This is a genomic window from Actinokineospora xionganensis, from assembly GCF_014323725.1.
Lineage (GTDB): Bacteria > Actinomycetota > Actinomycetes > Mycobacteriales > Pseudonocardiaceae > Actinokineospora > Actinokineospora xionganensis.
Genome location: NZ_JABVED010000016.1, coordinates 72,538 through 91,091, shown reverse-complemented (window position 1 = coordinate 91,091; position 18,554 = coordinate 72,538). Strand labels below are relative to the sequence as shown.

17 protein-coding genes are annotated in these 18,554 nt (G+C 70.3%); 6 read left to right on the top strand and 11 right to left on the bottom strand.

Annotation, left to right across the window (positions count from 1 at the left end; all coding sequences use genetic code 11):
• Positions 1 to 92: 92 nt before the first annotated feature.
• The 3 genes from GPZ80_RS25080 to GPZ80_RS25070 all read right to left on the bottom strand — a co-directional run bounded on the left by GPZ80_RS25080 (position 93) and on the right by GPZ80_RS25070 (position 4,580).
• Positions 93 to 1,379, bottom strand: coding sequence for a M16 family metallopeptidase (locus GPZ80_RS25080; RefSeq protein ID WP_187223533.1), 1,287 nt, complete (start codon positions 1,377 to 1,379; stop codon positions 93 to 95).
• Positions 1,380 to 1,477: 98 nt separating this feature from the next.
• A complete protein-coding gene (locus GPZ80_RS25075; protein WP_222719824.1) occupies positions 1,478 to 2,869 on the bottom strand; it encodes a hypothetical protein in 1,392 nt (463 codons plus the stop codon).
• Positions 2,870 to 3,071: 202 nt separating this feature from the next.
• Positions 3,072 to 4,580 (bottom strand): DUF2207 family protein, encoded by a 1,509-nt coding sequence (locus GPZ80_RS25070; RefSeq protein ID WP_187223531.1) that lies wholly within the window; start codon positions 4,578 to 4,580, stop codon positions 3,072 to 3,074.
• On the opposite strand from GPZ80_RS25070, the gene GPZ80_RS33815 reads away from it, so the two are divergent.
• Together GPZ80_RS33815 and GPZ80_RS25060 are read left to right on the top strand one after the other, a co-directional pair.
• Positions 4,570 to 4,737 (top strand): hypothetical protein, encoded by a 168-nt coding sequence (locus tag GPZ80_RS33815; protein ID WP_222719823.1) that lies wholly within the window; start codon positions 4,570 to 4,572, stop codon positions 4,735 to 4,737. The genes GPZ80_RS25070 and GPZ80_RS33815 overlap by 11 nt on opposite strands.
• A 478-nt stretch (positions 4,738 to 5,215) precedes the next feature.
• Positions 5,216 to 6,214 (top strand): neutral zinc metallopeptidase, encoded by a 999-nt coding sequence (locus GPZ80_RS25060; protein WP_187223529.1) that lies wholly within the window; start codon positions 5,216 to 5,218, stop codon positions 6,212 to 6,214.
• Here GPZ80_RS25060 and GPZ80_RS25055 read toward each other — a convergent pair.
• The 5 genes from GPZ80_RS25055 to GPZ80_RS25035 form a co-directional block, all read right to left on the bottom strand.
• On the bottom strand, positions 6,189 to 6,635 hold the full coding sequence (locus tag GPZ80_RS25055; protein WP_187223528.1) for a hypothetical protein: 447 nt from the start codon (positions 6,633 to 6,635) through the stop codon (positions 6,189 to 6,191). The two genes, GPZ80_RS25060 and GPZ80_RS25055, sit on opposite strands and share 26 nt — an antisense overlap.
• Before the next feature lie 83 nt (positions 6,636 to 6,718).
• Positions 6,719 to 7,780 carry a potassium channel family protein gene (locus GPZ80_RS25050; RefSeq protein ID WP_187223527.1) on the bottom strand — a complete coding sequence of 354 codons (1,062 nt, stop codon included), beginning with the start codon at positions 7,778 to 7,780 and terminating at the stop codon, positions 6,719 to 6,721.
• Between the two features lie 25 nt (positions 7,781 to 7,805).
• On the bottom strand, positions 7,806 to 11,150 hold the full coding sequence (locus tag GPZ80_RS25045) for an ATP-dependent helicase (protein WP_312880563.1): 3,345 nt from the start codon (positions 11,148 to 11,150) through the stop codon (positions 7,806 to 7,808).
• A gap of 7 nt (positions 11,151 to 11,157) precedes the next feature.
• Positions 11,158 to 11,766, bottom strand: a complete 609-nt coding sequence (locus GPZ80_RS25040; protein WP_222719822.1) for a Uma2 family endonuclease — start codon at positions 11,764 to 11,766, stop codon at positions 11,158 to 11,160.
• A 19-nt stretch (positions 11,767 to 11,785) separates the two neighbouring features.
• Positions 11,786 to 14,986 carry an ATP-dependent helicase gene (locus GPZ80_RS25035; protein ID WP_187223525.1) on the bottom strand — a complete coding sequence of 1,067 codons (3,201 nt, stop codon included), beginning with the start codon at positions 14,984 to 14,986 and terminating at the stop codon, positions 11,786 to 11,788.
• Positions 14,987 to 15,050: 64 nt separating this feature from the next.
• Here GPZ80_RS25035 and GPZ80_RS25030 point away from each other — a divergent pair, with 64 nt between their 5' ends.
• A complete protein-coding gene (locus GPZ80_RS25030) occupies positions 15,051 to 15,851 on the top strand; it encodes an alpha/beta hydrolase (protein ID WP_187223524.1) in 801 nt (266 codons plus the stop codon).
• A gap of 2 nt (positions 15,852 to 15,853) precedes the next feature.
• A complete protein-coding gene (locus GPZ80_RS25025; RefSeq protein ID WP_187223592.1) occupies positions 15,854 to 16,144 on the top strand; it encodes an MGMT family protein in 291 nt (96 codons plus the stop codon).
• Positions 16,145 to 16,148: 4 nt separating this feature from the next.
• Here the strand turns inward: GPZ80_RS25025 and GPZ80_RS25020 are convergent, their stop codons facing one another.
• Positions 16,149 to 16,337: a hypothetical protein gene (locus GPZ80_RS25020; protein WP_091383386.1), complete on the bottom strand. Its 189-nt coding sequence runs from the start codon at positions 16,335 to 16,337 to the stop codon at positions 16,149 to 16,151.
• 338 nt (positions 16,338 to 16,675) lie between these two features.
• Between GPZ80_RS25020 and GPZ80_RS25015 the strand changes: the two genes are divergently transcribed.
• A complete protein-coding gene (locus tag GPZ80_RS25015) occupies positions 16,676 to 17,047 on the top strand; it encodes a hypothetical protein (protein ID WP_187223523.1) in 372 nt (123 codons plus the stop codon).
• Between the two features lie 25 nt (positions 17,048 to 17,072).
• On the opposite strand, the gene GPZ80_RS25010 is transcribed toward GPZ80_RS25015, so the two are convergent.
• Entirely contained in the window at positions 17,073 to 17,861 is a 789-nt protein-coding gene (locus GPZ80_RS25010) for an alpha/beta hydrolase family protein (RefSeq protein ID WP_312880562.1), read from the bottom strand.
• A 33-nt stretch (positions 17,862 to 17,894) separates the two neighbouring features.
• Between GPZ80_RS25010 and GPZ80_RS25005 the strand changes: the two genes are divergently transcribed.
• Positions 17,895 to 18,329, top strand: coding sequence for a hypothetical protein (locus GPZ80_RS25005; RefSeq protein WP_187223521.1), 435 nt, complete (start codon positions 17,895 to 17,897; stop codon positions 18,327 to 18,329).
• On the opposite strand, the gene GPZ80_RS25000 is transcribed toward GPZ80_RS25005, so the two are convergent.
• The gene (locus GPZ80_RS25000) at positions 18,286 to 18,552 is read right to left on the bottom strand and encodes a DUF397 domain-containing protein (RefSeq protein ID WP_187223520.1); all 267 of its coding nucleotides are present in this window, start codon (positions 18,550 to 18,552) and stop codon (positions 18,286 to 18,288) included. The two genes, GPZ80_RS25005 and GPZ80_RS25000, sit on opposite strands and share 44 nt — an antisense overlap.
• Positions 18,553 to 18,554: the final 2 nt, after the last annotated feature.

The following is an 18,554-nucleotide window of genomic DNA, read 5'->3' as shown; positions in this document are numbered from 1 at the left end:
CCGCTGGGATGTGGATTCGGATGGGAAGGACCACGACGCGCGGGGCACGGGGCCCTCGACGCGCGACCCCCGGGAAGCGGTGTGCTGGAACCTCACTCCGCGGCTCCGGGGGCGGGCGAGATCGTCAGGACCGCGCGGGAGTCCGAGCGCAGGGACTTGGCCGCGGCGGACACCGCGTCCGGGGTGATGGCGGAGATGCGCTCGGGCAGCGAGTACACCAGGGCCGGGTCGCCGTAGAGGAGTTCGAACGCTCCCAGGGCGAGGGTGCGGCTGACCAGGCGGTCGTGCTCCTTGTGCAGCGTGGCGGCCCAGCGGGCGGTCACTTTGGCCAGTTCCTCCGCGTCCGGCGGGGTGCTGGCGAGCTTGTCGATCTCCTCGTCGATGGCCGTGAGGATGGTGTCGACGTCGACCTCCGGCGAGTACATCGCGGTGATCGTGAAGGTGTCCGGGTCGCGGGCCTCGAACGGGCCGAACAGGCCGCACCCCGCGCCGACATCGGTGACCAGCTGGTCGCCGTAGACCAGGCGCTGCTGCAGGCGCGAGCCGTCGCCGTCGGCGAGGACGCCTGCGAGGACGAGGTAGTTGATGTAGGCGTCGAGTTCGTCGATCGGGTCCGGGATCCGGTAGCCGAGGGCGACCGCGGGCAGCGGGGCCAGGCGGTCCTCGTGGTCGGAGCGGATCTCGCCCGCGGGCGGCGGCTCGGCGAACGACGGCCGCTCCGGGCGGGGACGCGCGGGGACGTCGCCGAAGTGCTTCTCGATCAGCTCCTGCGCGCCCTCGACGGTGAAGTCGCCCGCCACCGTGAGGACGGCGTTCGACGGCGCGTAGTAGGTGTCGAAGAAGGCGGCGCAGTCGGCGACGGTGGCCTGCTCGAGGTCCTCGAACCCGCCGTAACCGTTGTGCGCGTTGGGGAAGGTCTGGAACAGCACCGGCGGCAGGAGGATCCACGGGAACCCGCCGTACGGCCGGTTGAGCACGTTGAGCCGGATCTCCTCCTTCACCACGTCGATCTGGTTGCGGAGGTTCTCCTCGGTCAGCTTCGGCGCGCGCATCCGGTCGGCTTCGAGGAACAGCGCCCGCTCCAGCGCCGCGGACGGCAGGACCTCGAAGTAGTCGGTGTAGTCCGGGTGGGTGGACCCGTTGAAGGTGCCGCCGGAGGACTGGATGTGCCGGAAGTGCGCGAGCTTCTCCAGGCTCTCGCTGCCCTGGAACATCAGGTGCTCGAAGAGGTGGGCGAACCCCGTCCGCCCCTCGGGCTCGGACCGGAAACCGACGTCGTAGTGCACGCTCACGCCGACGACGGGCGAGGTCGAATCTGGGGCGAGCACCACGCGCAGCCCGTTGGACAGGGTGTACCTGTGCAGCTCGGAAACGGTCACCAGGCGAGCCTACGGGAGCGGGGTGGGGTCGCGTCAGGGTCTGGTGTTCGCCTGTGGACAACTCGGGCGGGCCGTCGCCGACCCGCCCGAGTGGAGACCTACTTCGACGTGCGCTTGCGCCGCGCGGTGATCACCAGGAAGCCACCGAGGCCCAGCGCCGCGAGGCCCAGGGCGACCATCGTGCCGACGGCCGCGCCGGTCACCGGGAGGGTGTCGTCGACCGCCGGGGCGGTGCCCGCCTGCGGGGCGGGCGTGGTGCTCGGCACCGGGCCGGTCGTCGACGGGGCGGTCGTGGTGGGCTGGTCGGCGCACTTCACGGCGAACTTCTCCACCGTGTTCAGCCCGGCGCCGACAAGCCGCGCGGTGTACTCGCCGTCGGCGAGTTCACCCGTGTGGCGGGACCACAGGTATGGGCCCTCAGCGTCGAACTCGATCGTCGAGTCGAACAGGTCAGTGCCGTCGACGCCGAACGAGCGCTTGACCGGGTAATCCCCGCCGATGTCGAAGAACCGGAAGGTCACGTCGGACTTGCCGTCGACGCAACGGGTCTGGACCTGCAGGCCGTCCTCATCAACCTTGACGCCCGAGCAGTCGTCCACCGCGACCTCGGTCTTCGTCACGGTGCCGTCGGACCCGGAGACCGTGACCCGGTGCACGCCCGCGGGCAGTGTGTCCATCTCGACGAACCCGTTCGCCCCGCCGCCGACCTTGAGAACTCGCTCGGCGCCGCCGACCTTGATCGTGTAGTCGATAGTCGCGCGGTTGGGGTTCGTCACGTCCACGTAGAGCGGCGCGGGCGAGGTGATGTCGTCCTTGCCGTCGCAGTTCGCGAAGGCGCTGAGTTTCGGCGCGTTGTCCGCCGCGCACGCGACGGTGAACTTCTCGGTGATCGGCTCCTTGAGCGTGGGGCCCGAGAGGGTGGCGAAGTACTTGCCATCCTCGAAGCCGTTCTCGGTGATCCGGAGGAACATGCCGTCCGGAAGAGTGAGCGTCTCGTACTTCGCCCCGGGATATTCGCTCGTGCTCAACGTGTACTGCATGGTTTTGCCTGTCGCGGGACTGGTGATCACGAAGGTGACGATGCCCCAGCCCGCCTTGCACTCGACCTCGATGCTCAGCTCGCCCTTCGCGGGGTCAGCCTCCGCGCACTCCTTGACGATCACATCGACGTCGTCAGACGGCTGGTGGCCGCCCGCGCGCACCGTGTACTGGCCGGGAGCAAGATTCGCGAAGAGGGTGTGGTGCTGGTCCTTATCGGGAAGGTAGACCGTCGGCTGGCTCTTGTTGAAGTTGAACCCGACACCCTGCAGCGTGATCGAGTACGGGTCTTCGCGACTGTCGAGGACGTAGACGTCCAGGCTCGCCACCTTCTCGGCGCAGCTAGCCACAGCCGAGATCAACGGCTCCGGCCGCTCCACCTCGGTGGGCTCTTCGACCACCGGAGGTGTCGGCTGCTCTTGCGCCATCGCGGGGGAAGCGGAGACAGCCATGGTGAGGCCTACCGCAGCCGCGAGGACGACACGAGTCACGGTAGTAAGCAACGTGCCTCCCCTGAACCTGACCATCATGCGAATGGTCGACGATCGAAAGTGGGCGAACGGTACCCCGCGTGGATATCCGATCACCAGCCCACCCCCGTCTGAGTTTTCGCTGCTCAGACGGGGGTAACACGATCGTGATCAGGGTCGATAATCAGCGCTTGCCGAAAACTCCGTCCACGCTGTCGATCAAGGCATGGAAGCGCTCCGCGAATCGGGCCTGGTCGTAGGCGTCGTCCTGGGTGCCGTACCAGTAGAGGCCCGGTGTGCCATCCGCTGCGACGTCGAGGGCGGCGAAGCGGATCAGCCACTGCTCGGCCTCTTCCAGCGCCACGGCGTAAGGCAGTGAGCGGGAGAAGACCAGTTCCCTGTCGGCGGCGGGCACCGACTCGGGCGGCACCGATCGCAAGTACCCGTGCACCCCCCGAACCTGCTGGACCAGCAGCGCGCCCCGCTTGGTTCGCGCGGGAAGGAACCGTGCGCCGACGGCGAGGGCAAGGCCGCCGATCACCAGTGCGACACCGGCGAGCGCGTGTCCGACAGTCAGCGTGAGTACGACGGTCGCCGCGACGCCGACGACCGCGAGCACCGCTCCGACTAGTCGCAGCTTGGCGGGGGTGCGGCTGAGCCAGCCGCGGGCCACCGAGTCGGCGTGGACGGCGGAACGAGCCGCGGCGGTACTCGGCGGGGCGGACCTCAGCGCGGACACCGTGGTCGACTCCGTGCCGTCCGGGAGCAGCGCTTGGTAGACCGCGCGCTCGTAGTCGGTCAGCGCGTCGTCGGCCGGGTTGCGGCGAACCACCTGCCAGTCCTCGCCCGCCTCGGTGATCCACAGGTAGTTGCGTACGGCGAGGTCGATCACCGTGGCGGTCAGGTCTCGGGCGTCGACCACCTCGTCGATAACCGTGCCCGCCTGGCCGGGCAGCACGCCGTCAGGCGAGGCGAACACGACCCGGCCGCCCTCGGAGATCAGGACCTCGACCGGCTCCACGTCGGCCGCGGCGGCCTTGGTGTCGCGCCCCCGCGCCACCCACAGCGCGCCGAAGCCGCCGAGCAGCAGCAGGGCCAGCAGCCCCAGAGCCGTGCCGCTGACCGGCGTCAGCGCGAACGCGCCGGTCTTCGTGCTCTCGAATCGCGCGTTGGCGGGAACAAGTCCGGCGGGCAGGTCGGCACTCAGATCGACCCGGGCGCCCGCGTCGATATCGGTCTGCACCACCCGCAGGACGCCGCTGGCGTCCATCAGCGCGGAGTCACACAGGTCCTCGGTGCCCGGCTGGCCCGCCAGACAGACGAAGTTGCTGCCCGGCTTGGGAGTGAGCAGCGAGGCGCGCAGGAAGATGAGCTTGGTGTCCCAACCGTTGGCCACCTGCCAGCGGACCTGGAGGTGGTCGCCGAGGTCGGCCACCGCACCATCCACTGTGTACCTGACGGTGGACGCGCCTTCCTCCAGCTTGATGGTGAAGGTGTCGGCCGTGGCCTCGGCGGTCCCCTTGCCGTCCACGGTGGCGTCCCGCACGGTGAAGACGCGGTCGCCGATCCGCAGCGGGGCCACCCGGGTCATCGTGGACTTCGCTTGGACGATGACCTGCTCGATGACCGTCAACCTGCCGTCGCGCTCGACCTTGAGCTGGATGTTGACGCTGCGCGGGAGCGTGGTCGGCACACCCGATGGCTCCGGTCGGCCCGACCTGCTCACCGTGGGCGGTCGCGGATCGATCGACGGCGCCCCGGACTTGCTCGGCGCCAGTGTCGAACCTGGTTTCGGCACCGGGAAGTCGATCGTGGGCGCGTCCGCCGGTGGCGACGGAAACGACGGTTGAGCTGCGGACAACGAGATCCCGGCCACCACAATCGCGGTGGCTACCCCCCAATTCGTGAACACGCCAGCGAACGATAGCCGAGCGCCCATATGCTCACGCACCGTCTGGCGAAATCTACGACGGGGGAACAATGACTCAGCCGCCTGGGGGGCCGTGGCGTCCACAAGGGCCCTACCCGCCACCGATGCCGGTCGCGCCGCCACCGTACGCCCGGCCGCTTCCCCCGCCCGGCCACCCGCCACAGGGGACCGCTCCCGCGGGCCCGCCGCCTGGTGGTCCGCGATTCGGTCCGCCGCCGGGCGGAACACACCAGTTCGGTCAACCGCACCCCGGTCAACCGCACCCCGGCCAACCGCACCCCGCACAGCCGCCGTTCGGCAGGCCCGCGGGTGGGCCGCCGTACGGGCCGCCGCCGGGAGGGCCGCCATTCGGGCAGCCACAGTTCGCGCCACCGCCGTGGCGGCCGATGTACGCGCCGATGCCGAAGAAGTCAAACACCGGGCCGATCGTCGCGATCACCCTGGTCGCCGTGACGATCGTGGCGGCGGCGGGCTTCGGGTTCCTGCAGAAGGACCGGCGCCGCGCGAACGACGTCGGCTACTCCTCGCCGACGACGACCTACACGACGGCGACAGCGGACCGCACGACCACGACGAGGACCACGACCACCACCACGACCACCACCACGACGACGACGTCGCGAACGGACCGCACCACGACGACGACCACGCCTACGAAGACAACACCCGCTGAGCCGCAACCGGTCTACGCCCTGGGCGACAACCCGATCTTCCGGTCGGAGAACGGGGTCAACGCGGCCACGTGCGCCCTGCCCGCGTGGCGTAGCGATCCGGCGGCCGCGGAGGCCTACTTCAACGCGGCCGTGCCGTGCATGGAGCAGGCGTGGCAGCCCACGATGGCGCGCGCGGGTCTGCCGTACTCGCGGCCCGTGGTCAAGATGCCCACGGGCACCTCGTGGAGCAGCCCGTGCGGGACGGTGACGAAGAACCAGGCGCCCGCGTTCTACTGCCCCACGGACAACACGATCTACATGCCGTACTCGGGGCTCTACACCGAGCGGTTCGGCAACAAGTCGGGCGTGTACCTGTCGGTCTTCGCCCACGAGTTCGGCCACCACGTGCAGAACCTGACCGGGATCTTCGAAGCCTACGGCGACGCCCGATACGAGGCGGGCGACCAGACTCCGGCCGGGCTCGAACTCTCGCGCAGGCTCGAACTCGAGTCGTCCTGCTTCGCGGGCATGTGGTTCGCGGGGGCCCAGCACGGTGGCGGGTCGGTGACCAACCCGATCATCAGTGAAGCCCTCGCCGACGCCTACCAGCGCGGCGACTGGGAAGGACGCATCCGCGACCACGGGACACCGCAGAACAACGGCGCGTGGATGGAACACGGGTTCACGAAGAACCGGACCTACCAGTGCAACACGTGGGTCATGGACCCACAGCACGTTTCCTGAGCGGTTCGCCCGCCGTTCGCCGGTACAACTCGGCGAAGCCCGCGCCCGCGATCCCCGCGAACACACACAGGACGACGCCGAGCGGTCGGGCGTCGGTGGACGCGGCGGTCCGGGCGTGGGCGAGGCTGGCGGTCTCGCCGCCGAGGGCGATTCGGACGGGCTCGCCCACCTCGTGGCCGCACGCGTCGAGCTTGATCCGCTCCTCGCGGCCGTCGCGCTGGTAGGTGACCTCTTCGGGCCGGTCGGCCTTGGCGCAGCCGACGGCCTGGACCACTTTGGCGTCGACTTCCACGCGTTCCTCGGAGTTCGACCACAGGCCCAGTGCGCCGGTCAGCGAGACGAGGATCGCCACCAGGATGCTGAACAGCGCCGACCCAGCCGCCTGCGCGGCGGGCATCCGAAGCTCAGGCGGCAGGCGCACTCACGGATCCTCGCAGACTTGTCCGCCTCCCCGGAATCCAATGTCGAGTCGAGATCGCACCAGAATTCAGGGGGGATCCAGCCTTAATCGTCTGCGGGAGTCACCTTGCGGATGTACAGGATGCGGTCGCCGGCTTCGATGGCGTCGGCCTCCGACGAGTCGACCCGGAAGAGCTTTCCGGCGCGGACGATGCCCAGGACGATGTCGGGCAGGTGCCGGGGTGAGCCGCCGACCTCGCTGTCCTCGACCTCGCGTTCGGAGATGGCCAGCCCCGCGTCGGGGGTGATCAGGTCCTCGACCATGTCGACCACCGTCGGCGTGTGCGTCGCCATGCCCAGCAGGCGGCCCGCCGTCTCGCTGGAGACAACGACCTGGTTGGCGCCGGACTGGCGCACGAGGTGGACGTTCTCCGTCTCGCGCACGGCCGCGACGATCTGCGCGTTGGGCGCCATCTCGCGGGCGGTCAGGGTGATCAGCACGGCCGAGTCGTCCCGGTTGGCGGCGACGACGACCGACTTGGCCCGCGGCACCCCCGCCACCCGCAGCACATCGGACCGCGTGCCCGAGCCGTGCACGGTGACCAGCCCCAGCAGCGACGCCGCGTCGAGCATGGCCTGGTCGGTGTCGACCACCACGATCCGACTCGGGTCGATCCCGTCGGACAGCACGGCGCTGACCGCGGAGCGGCCCTTGGTGCCGTAGCCGATGACGACCACGTGATCGCGCACCTTCGACCTCCACCTTTGGATCTTGAAAACCTGACGTGACCGTTCGGTCAGCACCGCGAGCGTGGTGCCGACCAGGACGATGAGGAAGAGGATGCGGAGCGGGGTGATCACCAGGATGTTGATCAGCCGCGCCGACTGGCTGACCGGCGTGATGTCACCGTATCCCGTGGTCGAGAGGGACACCGTCGCGTAGTACACCGCGTCAAGAAGAGAGATGCCGTCGCCGTTGGCATCGCGGTAGCCGTCTCGGTCCAAGTAGACGATCACGACGGCCACCGACAGCGCGAGCAGCGCCCACACCACGCGCCTGGCGATCGCCGTGACCGGGCTGACGGCGGATTCCGGCATGCGGAGGATTCCGACGAGCTCGTGTTCCGCACGTTCGTAGAGGCTCATCGACTTCAGCTTCTGCCTCATGCGTTCCCCCGCCAGATCCACTGACTCACGTGCGCAGGCTAGCCGGATCGGTCGGTGCGTGACCGGTCGGGCGCTGCTTCGGTTCCGGCACCGGGACCGAACGCAGGAGAGTCCGCAGGCCATCCGCGTCGAGCAGGTCGACCGGGCGCAGGGTGGTGTCGTGCCGGACATAGTGGAACGCGGCCCTGACTTCGCTGATGTCGACTCCGGACAGACCTGCCCAGGCCAGGCGGTAGGCGGCGAGTTGGACGGTCAGGGCGGGCAGGTGTTCCTCGTCGGGGACTCGGCCGGTCTTCCAGTCGACGACCGTCCAGCCGCCGTCCGCGTCGAGGAACACGGCGTCCATGCGGCCGCGTACGGCGACACCGTCGATCTCGGTGGAGAACGGGACCTCGACCTCGTGTGGGACCCGGTCAGCCCACTCGCTGCGAAGGAAGGCCTCGCGCAAGGCGTCGAGGTCGTCGTCGGGGGCGGCGCCGTCGTCGGCGGCGCCGGGGAGTTCGTCCAAATCGAGCAGGGCGCGGGAGCCGAAGCGCTTTTCCAGCCAGGCGTGGAAGGCGGTGCCTCGGCGGGCGACCGGGTTGGGCGGGAATGGAAGCGGGCGACGCAGGCGCCGCGCGAGGGCTTCCGGGTCGGCGGCGAGTTCGACGAGTTGGCTCACCGAGAGCTGGTCCGGGAGGACGACCTGCTCGCGCCTGGCGGACGCGGCCGCCCGCTCGGCGAGGAGGACATCCGTGTCGCGGACCCAGCCGTCCGGGTCGTCCGGCTCGTCGTCGAAGTCTTCGCCCTCGTGCATCGCCGTGAGTTCCGCGCGGACCAGGGCGGCGCCGGTGGCGACGTCGGAGCGGCGGTCGCGCAGCGGGTCGGCGGGCCAGGTGGCGGTCTTGACGGCCGTGGCGATCGGATTCTCCGTGCCTTCCTCAGGCTGCGGAGTCCAGACATCGAGGAGTTCGGCGGGCCACTCTTGTTCGGTGACGTAGTCGGCGAGGTCGGTCAGGAAGTCGGACGGGCCACGCGGCTTGGCCCCGGTGCGTCCCCACCAGTGGCCGGACACCAGCAGCGAGCGCTCGGACCTGGTGAGCGCGACGTAGAACAGCCGGCGTTCCTCCACGAGACCGCGTTCGGCGAAGTCCTCGTTGTGCGCCTTGAGGGCCTGCTCGACCTCTTTGCGGTCGGCGGCGCTGGTGAGGTCGAGCTTGGGCAGGTCGGCGGCGTCACCGCGCAGATCTGCGGGCATCTCGGTGACCGCGCGCAGCCAGCTGCCGCCGCGCCTGCCGCTGGGGAAGACGTCGCGGACCAGGTGCGGCACGGCGACGATCTCCCACTCCAAGCCCTTCGCCGAGTGCACGGTCAGGATTTGGACGCGGTCCTCGGCGACCTCGACCTCACCGGGTTCGAGGCCGTCCTCGGCGGCCTCGGCCGTGGCGAGGTAGTCGAGGAGGGCGGGCAGGCTCGCCGACGGGCTGGCGCGCGCGTAGTCGGCGACGACGTCGGAGAAGGCGTCGAGGTGGGCGCGGCCCGCGCCGCCGCGGCGGGCGGTGGCCTCGATGTCGAGCTGCATGGTGCGTTCGACGTCGGCGACGAGTTCGGGCAGGGGCTGGTCGAGCCTGCGGCGGAGCATGGTCAGCTCGGAGCCCAGCGAGCGGATGCGCTCGTAGCCGAGTTCCGAGTAGGCCTCCTTGGGACCCGGGTCGTCGATCGCGTCGACCAGGCCCGCCTGCTCGACACCTTCGCCGGGCAGGACGTCGGAGGCCGCGGCGTCGGTGATCGGCTTGCCCGCGAACGCGTCGGCGAGTTTGCGCGCGCGTCCCCACAGCGCCGCGAGGTCGGCGGCGCCGATGCGCCAGCGGGAGCCGGTCAGCAGCCGGGCCGCGGCCGTGCCCGCGAGCGGGTCGATGAGCACGCGCAGGGCGCTGACCAGGTCGCGAATCTCGGGTTCGTCGAGCAGGCCGCCCAAACCGACGACCTCCACCGGCAGCCCGCGTTCGCGCAGGGCGCTCGCCAGGTCGGCCATGTCGGCTCGGCGGCGGACCAGGACGGCGGCGGTCGGCGGTTTGTCGTGCTCCTCGGTGGCCGCGTGCCAGCGGTCGGCGACCTGGTTGGCCACCCACTGCACCTCGGTGTCCACATCGGACAGCAGGGCGAGTCGGATGTCGCCCGCGGGCGCGCCGTCGCGGGCGCGGAGCTCGTCGACTTCGAGGCCGAGGGCGCGCAGCGGGGCGGAGACGGCGTTGGCCAGGTCGAGCACTTCCGGCGGGTTGCGGAAGCTGGTGAGCAGCCCGTAACGGGTGGCCGGGACGAGCTTTCCGTTGTCGCGTCGGGGAAAGTCGGTGGTGAAGCGCGGCAGGTTGGCCGCGCTGGCGCCGCGCCAGCCGTAGATCGCCTGGGCCGGGTCGCCCACGGAGGTGACCGGCATCGGCTCCGCGTCGGGATGTTCGAGCGAGCTGCCGAACAGCGATCGCAGCAGAACACGCTGGGAGTGGCCGGTGTCCTGGTACTCGTCGAGCAGCACCGCGCCGTACCGCTCGCGCTCGCCGCGCACGACCTCGATGTGCCCGGCGGCCAGCTTGGCCGCGAGCGACATCTGGTCACCGAAGTCGACGGCTCCCTCGCGCCGCTTGCGGTCGGAGTACGCGGCGACCATCGGCAGCAAGGCCACCCGGAAGCGTTGGGTGACAAGGACTTTCTGCAGATCCTGGGACAGGTCGGCGCGCTGGCCCTTGGCCCGCGGGGCGGACTCGATCAACGCGCACATCGTCTCGGCGTGCCGGGTGAGCGCCGCTTCGTCGATGAGGTGCTCGGAGAGCTCTCCGGCGACGGCGAGCAGGTATTTGGTGATGGTCGCGGGAACCAGATCCGTTTCCAGGTCGTGGTTCCAGGTGGACACCACCCGGTGCGCCAGCTGCCAGGAAGCCGTCTCGGTCAGCAGCCGGGCGCCCGGCTCGACCGGCAGCCGCAGCCCGTGTTCGGCGACGATGCGACCGGCGTAGGCGTGGTAGGTCAAGATTGTCGGCTCACCCGCGAACACGGCGGCGCGCCGCTCCCCCGACGGGTCGAGCTTGTCGAGCAGCCGCGAGCCCGCGAGCCTGCGCAGCCTGGAGCGCACCCGGTCGGCCAACTGGCGAGCCGCCTTGCGGGTGAAGGTCAGGCCGAGGACGCGCTCCGGGGTGACCAAACCGTTGGCCACCAACCACACTACGCGCCCGGCCATCGTCTCGGTCTTGCCCGCACCCGCACCCGCGACGACGAGCGCCGGGTCGGGGGGCGCGGCGATGACCAGGCACTGCTCGGCGGTGGGCGGGGGCAGGCCGAGTTCGTGGGCGAGTTCACGTGGGCCGACAAGGGCCAGCCCTGGAAGCGGAAGACTCACAGCTGCTTCATCGCGTCAGCGCGGCCAAATCGATTCGCAGTGGACACGGCTCCTCGACCCGCAGAACATGCTCCGCCCGCAGCGATTCCTCATAGTCCTCCCCCGTCAGGCTGTACACGGTCACAGTGACCGGTGGGCTCGGATCGACAAGCCAGAAGTTCGGGATGCCCGCGTCGGCGTACTCGAACGGCTTGACCGTGGTGTCGACTCGTTTCGAGCCGGGCGAGACGACCTCGACCGCGAGCAGCACTTGCTCGGCCTTCATCAGCGGCGCATCGCAATCGACCCCGGCGGGGGTGATCACCACGTCCGGCACGCGCACGGTCGAAGCACCGACGACCACGCCGACCTCAGGAAACACCTGCAGGCCTTCGCCTAGTTGCGCGTCAATCTGACTGAACATCCTGCCCAGGACAAGCATGTGCCTCGGCGCGGGCGGAGGACTCACTTCAACCAATCCATCGCGGAGTTCGTACCGATCGTCGTCATCCATCGGTAATGCCGCGAACTCCGCCACCGAGTATCGGCGGCGGGGATCGTAGGAGTGGAGTGATCGGATCGAGCCCATGCGGCCTAATCTACCCCGGCGAGCAGCCGAATCGGAGTCATCAGCCATTCGATCACCTGTTCGAGTTCTATTCGGTCACCTGCCTGCCGCTGGAGTGCAGCGGGCAGGTGAAACGCACCGGGCAGCGCGGGCAGTCCGGGCTTTCGAAAGCGTTGTATTCCGGGCCCACCATGGACCCCGCGGCGTCGCGGACGATGTTGAGCCAGTGGTCGACAACCTCGCCGCGCAAGGGTTCCTGGCCGCGTTCGGTCGCCTTGCCGCGGCTCTTCTTGGCCACGTACAGCAGGCGCGCACCGCCGGGGACCTCGGCGAGGCCGTCGCCCGCGAAAGCTCCATATGCGGCAGCCAACTGGTACACGGCCAGCTGTGGGTGTTCCTTCGCGTCGTCGGCGCTGATCGGCTGCTTGCCGGTCTTCAGGTCGACGATCACCGGGCGGCCCTCGTTGTCGACCTCCAGCCGGTCGACCCGGCCACGCACGGTGATCCCGTCGGGAAGGTCGACTGAGACGTCGCGTTCGACGGCGACCTGGGTCAGTTCGCCGCGGGTGTCGCGGACCCATGTCAGGAATGTGTCGACCATGGCGCGCACGCGTTGCTGCTCACGGCGGGAGAACCACGGCGCGCCCGCGTCGACCCGGGTCCATGCCTTGTCCAGCTCGGCCATCAGCTCTTCGCGCGACGCGCCGGACGCCGCGGCCTGGGCAAGGGCGTGCACAAGCGTCCCGGTGACGGCGGCGAGTTCGACCGGGTCCTGCCCGCCGTGCCGCTCGACGACCCACCGCAGCGGACACTTGGCCAGAACCTCCACAGTGGACGGTGAGACGCGGACCGGCTCCGCTCTGGCGCGCAACGGTTCCATACTCGACAGCTCGGGCAGCCCGTACCAGCTGTCAGGATGGGCGCCGGGAACGTTGGCCGCGGCGAGCCGGGCAAGTTGGCGGGCGGCCAGGGCGCGCCTGCCGCGGTCGGCGGCGCCGTCGCACACGACCTGACGCAACTCCCCCACCAGGTCGGCGAGCACGAGCGCGCGTTCGGGCTGGGCTACCGGGATCAGTGACTCGGCCTCCGGGTCGGTCGCGTCGACGCCCGACAGCTCGGCCAGGAACCGTGACGGCTGTTCCTCCTCGCCGCGCACGGCGCTGACCAGGAGCATGCCCCGGGCCCGGCTCGCCGCGACGAGCAGCAGCCTGCGCTCCTCGGCGAGCAGCGGGGCGGTGGCCGACAGCGATTCCGAGTTGTCGACCCCCGACAGCAGGTCGATGAGCCGCTCGACGCCGAGCAGTGATCCGCGCAGTCGCAGGTCGGGCCAGGATCCCTCCTGCACGCCGGGAACCGCGACGACCGTCCACTCGCGACCCGCGGCGGCGTGCGCGGTGAGCACGGCGACCGCTTCGCCTTGGGGCGCGGAAGGAGCCAGGGTATCGCCTGCGATGCGATGACTGATGAGGTGCTCGGCGAACCCGGCGATGCCGGAGCCCGGCAGCCGATCGGCGTAGCGCTCGGCGGCGTGGAACAGCGCGACGATGGCGTCGAGGTCCCGGTCCGCCTGGGCGCCTACCGGGCCGCCGCGGGCCGCGGTCGAGACCCAGCGGGCTTCCAGTCCGCTGCCCTGCCAGACCTCCCACAGGATCTGCTCGATCCCCGCACCGTCGGCAATTCCCTTGCGGGCGGCGGAAAGCAGGCTCACGACCCGGCGGACCGGCCCCACCTCGGCGGCTTCCAGGGCGCTGAGCCGGTCGTCGTCGGTGAGCACCTCGACGAGCAGGTCGTCGCTCGACTTGTCACCGCCCGCCGCCTGTTCGAGCCTGCGCAGGCCGCGCCGCAGCCTCCGCAGCGCCAGCGGGTCGGCGCCGCCGAGCTGCGAGCTGAGCAACATCGCTGCCATCGCCGGGTCGAGCAGCGCGGGCACGGCGGCGCACCGCAGCAGGGCCAGGAACGGTCGCACGGCGGGCTGTTGGGCCAGCGGCAGCTCGTCGCCGGGGGCGGCGACCGGGACACCCGCCGCCGCCAAAGCCCGGTGGAGCACGGGAACCGAGCGGGTCGCGGAGCGGACGAGCACCGCCATCTCCGACCACGCGACACCGTCGAGCAGGTGCGCGCGGCGGAGCTGGTCGGCGACCCAGCCCGCCTCTGCCGCGGACGACGCGTGCAGCCGGACCTGGACCGTTCCGCCCTTGTCTTTGGACTTGTCCACTCTGCGCTGCCCGGCGCCAGGCAGCCGCGCGGCGAGTTGGGAGACCGCGCGGCGGATCGCGGGCGCCATCCGCCTGCCGGTGTCGAGGACGACCGTGGCCTGCGACTCGGCTTCGCGCAGCAGCCGGGGATCGGCGCCGCGGAACGAGAAGATCGCCTGGTCTGGGTCGCCGGCCACGACGAACTCCTTGGCGGCGCTGCCAAGCCGGTGCAGCAGCCGGTACTGCAGCGGGTCGAGGTGCTGCGCGTCGTCGACGAGCAAGTAGCGCACGCGGGCGCGCTCGGCGGCGAGCAGCTCGTCGTCGGTCTCGAAGGCCAGCAGCGCGCTCGCGACGAGTTCGGCGGCGTCGAGCGCGGGGGCACTGGTGTGGGCGACGGCGCTGTCCGACGCGCCGTGCAGCAGCGTGACCTGCTCGTACTGCATGCCGAACCGGCCTGCCGCGACCCACTCGTCGCGGCCTTCCCGCTCGCCGAGCGTGATCAGGTCCTCGGGGCCGAGGCCGCGCTCGGCGGCCCGCAGGATCAGGTCGCGCAGTTCCTCGGCGAAGCCCGCCACCCCCAGCGCCGGGCGCAGCCGCTCGGGCCAGTACTTGGCGCCGAACTCGACGTCGCCCTCCAGCAGCTCGCGGATCACCGTGTCCTGTTCGGGGCCGGTGAGCAGCCGGGGGCCGGGCTCGTCGTGGAGCATCGCCTGGATGCGCAGGACCGAGAAGGCGTAGGAGTGGACCGTGCGGACCAGCGGTTCGCGGACCGTGCGGAGGGCGCCTTCGTCGGCGTGGTCGGTCAGCAGCGCGGTGATGCGGGAGCGCAGGTCGGCGGCGGCTCGGCGGCTCGACGTGAGCACCAGCAGCTGCTCCGGGTCGACGCCGCCGCGCAGCATCCGGTCGGCCGCGAGCTCCGCGAGCAGGGTGGTCTTGCCGGTGCCCGGACCGCCCAGGACACGGACGAAGCCGTCGCTGCCCGCGAGCACCCGCTGGGCCTCGGCGCCCCAGTCGGAGGCCTGCCGGTGCGCCGCAGGTCGGCGCACGAGCTGCGGCGCGTTGGGAGTTCTCGCGGCGGCCACACCCGATTGCATCACGAGGGGGTGACAGCCTTGGACTCGGCACGCCCGGGCAGGCCGAGATGGCATGATCCCGCACATGGCCGATGCCTTACACGTTCACTCGTACGGGTCGATCGAATCGCCGCCGGTGCTGTTCCTGCACGGGATCACCGGTCATGGCGCGAGGTTCCGCAGGCTCGCCGAGAATCACCTCCGCGACTACCGTGTGGTGGCGCCTGACCTGCGAGGACACGGTCTGTCCGACCGGCTCCCACCGTGGACGCTGGAGCAGCACGCCGCAGACCTGCTGCGAGTGCTCGACGTCCACGGACTCGATTCGGTGCCGGTGGTGGGCCATTCGTTCGGCGGGTTGGTGGCACTGCACCTGGCGCGGCTCGCACCGCAGCGGGTACGCGGACTCGTGCTGCTGGATCCGGCGGTGAAGGTGACTCCCGAGGACGCGGCGGAGTACGCGCAGACGGCGGAGGTCATCCGCGACGACCGCGGCGAAGCCCTGGCGACGCAGCGGCACGACTGGCCGGGTGAGCCCGAGGAGCACATCGAGGAAGAGGTCGCGGCGAACTGGGTGGAGGTCGACGGCCACTGGCGGCCGCGCTACAGCCCGGCCGCGGTGATCACCGCGTGGAGCGAGATGTGCCGGGCGCCGCGGCTGCCTCCGCCTGGGCTGCCGACCCTGCTCGTGCAGGCGACGCGCGAGGCGTTCGTGGGACCCGAGTTCGTGAAGGCGTGCCGGTTCACCCTGGGCGACGACTTCCGGCTCGCGGCGCTCGACCTCGGGCACATGGTCTACTTGGAGGACCCCTCGGGAATCGCCGCGCTGATCGACGAGTTCATCAGCGACAAGAGCGCGTCGACGGCGGGTGAGGTGGCCAGGTGAGCGTGGACGAACACCTGCACGAACGGATCCGTGACGCGGTCCGGTCGATCCCGGCGGGCCTGGTCGCGACCTACGGCGACATCGCCGACATCGCGCGGGCGCCGACGCCCAGGCTGGTCGGTCGGGTGTTGTCCGAGGACGGCCACGACTTGCCTTGGCACCGGGTGCTGCGGGCGACGGGGACGCCTGCCCCGCACCTCGCCCGCAGACAGTTGGAGCTGCTGCGGGCGGAGGGCGTGCTGGCAGTCAACGAAAAGGTCGATCTACGGACCTATCGCTGGGGTGTTCGTTGATTGATTAGCCTCGTTTGACCGTCTCGGGGTCGAGGCCGAGCATCTCAAGGAGCTGCAGGCAGTCGGCTGCGTCGGCGGCGTGGTCGGCCACGGTGCGAGCGGCGCGGTGGCACTGCTCGGCGTTGTGCATCGACTCGATTTCACGGGCGGCGGCGATCCGACCCACCGTGGGTGCTTCGTGGGCAAGCGTCATCTGGGCAACCTTCCTAGGGGCGGCCCGCCGCGCGAAGAGCATCGAGGTTGCTCACAGGGAATCCCACGGCGTGCCGGCCGGGAATATGTGCTCACTCTTTCAGCCCAATAGGGGTCGCCACAACCCCCCAGACGGAGGCGTGCCGCACGGTCATCGGTTGGTCACTGCGTGTTCGCCCAGGTCACGGGTGATCTTGACGCAAGAACGAGACCAGACACACGACCAGGAAGACGGCGCCGACGATGGTCGTGAGCAGACCAATTCCCATGTTCTATGGGACGCGATGGAGGGGGTTTGGTTCCTTCATCACCGGGACTCGGCCCGCCTAAGCTGGGCCCGTGAACGACGAGCCGGTGATCTCACGCGCGTGGGACACGCCCTACTACGTCGTCCGAACCGACGCGTTGGAAGCGAGGTTCCTCCCCGGTGCGGGCGAAGACCCGGACCACGTGGACAACGCGGACGTCGAAGTGCGCCTGTCGAAGGACGGCTCGTGGTACAGCGCGACGATCTTGACGCTCGCGGAGGTCGACCGGGTGATGAAGCGGTGGGAGGACACGGGCGAGGCGCTGGGCGGGCGGTATTTCCACGTCTCGGACGGCCTCATCGTGCGCGAACCGGGCATCGAGAACATGTTCCAAGTTCTCGCTGGGATGCACCGGAGCGGAGACCTCACCAGCGCGCTCCAGCGGCTCGACGAGCCTGACTGAACCTCTCCGCCGCGAGAGGCGGTGGTCAGTCGATCTCCGGGGTGAAGGACTCCGGCAGGTACGGGTCCGCCCAGGCGGCGATCAACTGGGCGACGCGCTTGGCGTGCAGCGGTGAGGTCAGCAGGTGGTTGGCGCCGTCCAGGGCGATGAAGGACTTGGGGTGGCGGGCGGCGGTGTAGATGCCGGCGGCGTTGGTGATGTCGACGATCTCGTCGTCGGGTGAGTGCAGGACCAGCAGGGGCTTGCCCAGGCGGGTGATGTGGTTGGCCAGGCGCTGCTCGCGGAGGTCTTCGAGGAATTCGCGGCGGATGCGGAACAGGCGGCCGCCCAGGCTGACCTCGGCCTCGCCCGCGTGCTCGATGTCGGTCAGCGCGTGCTCGAAGAGGTGGGCGACGTGGGCGGGGTCGCTGGGGGCGCCGATCGTGACGACGGCCCGCACCTCGGGGATGTCGCCGGCGGCGGCGAGAACGGCCGCGCCGCCGAGGGAGTGGCCGATGATCAGCGAGGGCGCGGTGAAGTGCTCGCGCAGGTGGGCCGCGGCCAGGACGATGTCGGCGACGTTGGAGGAGAAGGTCGCGTGCGCGAACTCGCCGCCGGAGTCGCCGACGCCGGTGAAGTCGAAGCGCAGGACGGCCAGACCCCGGTCGGTGAGCGCGCGGGAGACGCGGCGGGTGGCGTGGTTGTCCTTGCCGCCGGTGAAGCAGTGGGCGAACAGCGCGTACGCCTCGGGTTCCTTGGGCGGGAGGTCGAGGGTGCCCGCGAGGGCTTCTCCGCCGGTGCCGGTGAAAGTGATTCGATGCTGACCAGTTCGCACCGCGTCAGGGTAGTGGCGTTGCATGGTGGCTGGATGTTCACGGACTATTTCGCGGCCGCGTCGGATGAGGCGGCCGCCGGGGCGATCGACGGGCCGGGCGGGAAGTTCGACACGGTGCAGCTCAAGGGGCTCGATCCCGCGGTCAAGCTGGCGAGGCTGGAGGCCCTGCTCACCGGGCGAACCTTGGATCAGGTCATCGAAGACGAGCGATCGGCGGCGATGATCGCGATGGCGGACGACGGGGAACGGCTGGTTCTCACGGTGACCGACGAGCTGTTCACCGCACTGGCCGAGGCGGATGAGGCGCAGCTGCGCTCGGTCGTGCCCGCGTGGAGCCAGACCGAGGAGTTCGCGCTGGAGGGCGGGGCGGACGTGGAGCTGCTGATCGAGGACGTGGTGGCGTTGAGCGCGTTGGCGCGGCGGGCTAGTGGGCGCGGGGAGCAGATGTACTGCTGGTTGTGCGTGTGAGGAAGGCGTGCCAGCCCGCGGTGGGCAGCGCGAGCTGACCGCCCCGCGGGTTCTTGGAGTCGCGCATGGCGATGCCGGGAGCAGTGATCGTAACCTCGACACAGTTGTCGTTGGCGGCATTGCCGCTGCGGCTGCTCTTGCGCCACGCAACCTCGACACAGTTGCCGTTGCTGTTGTTGCCGCTACGGCTGCTCTTGCGCCAGACCAAACCCTCGCCAGACACCG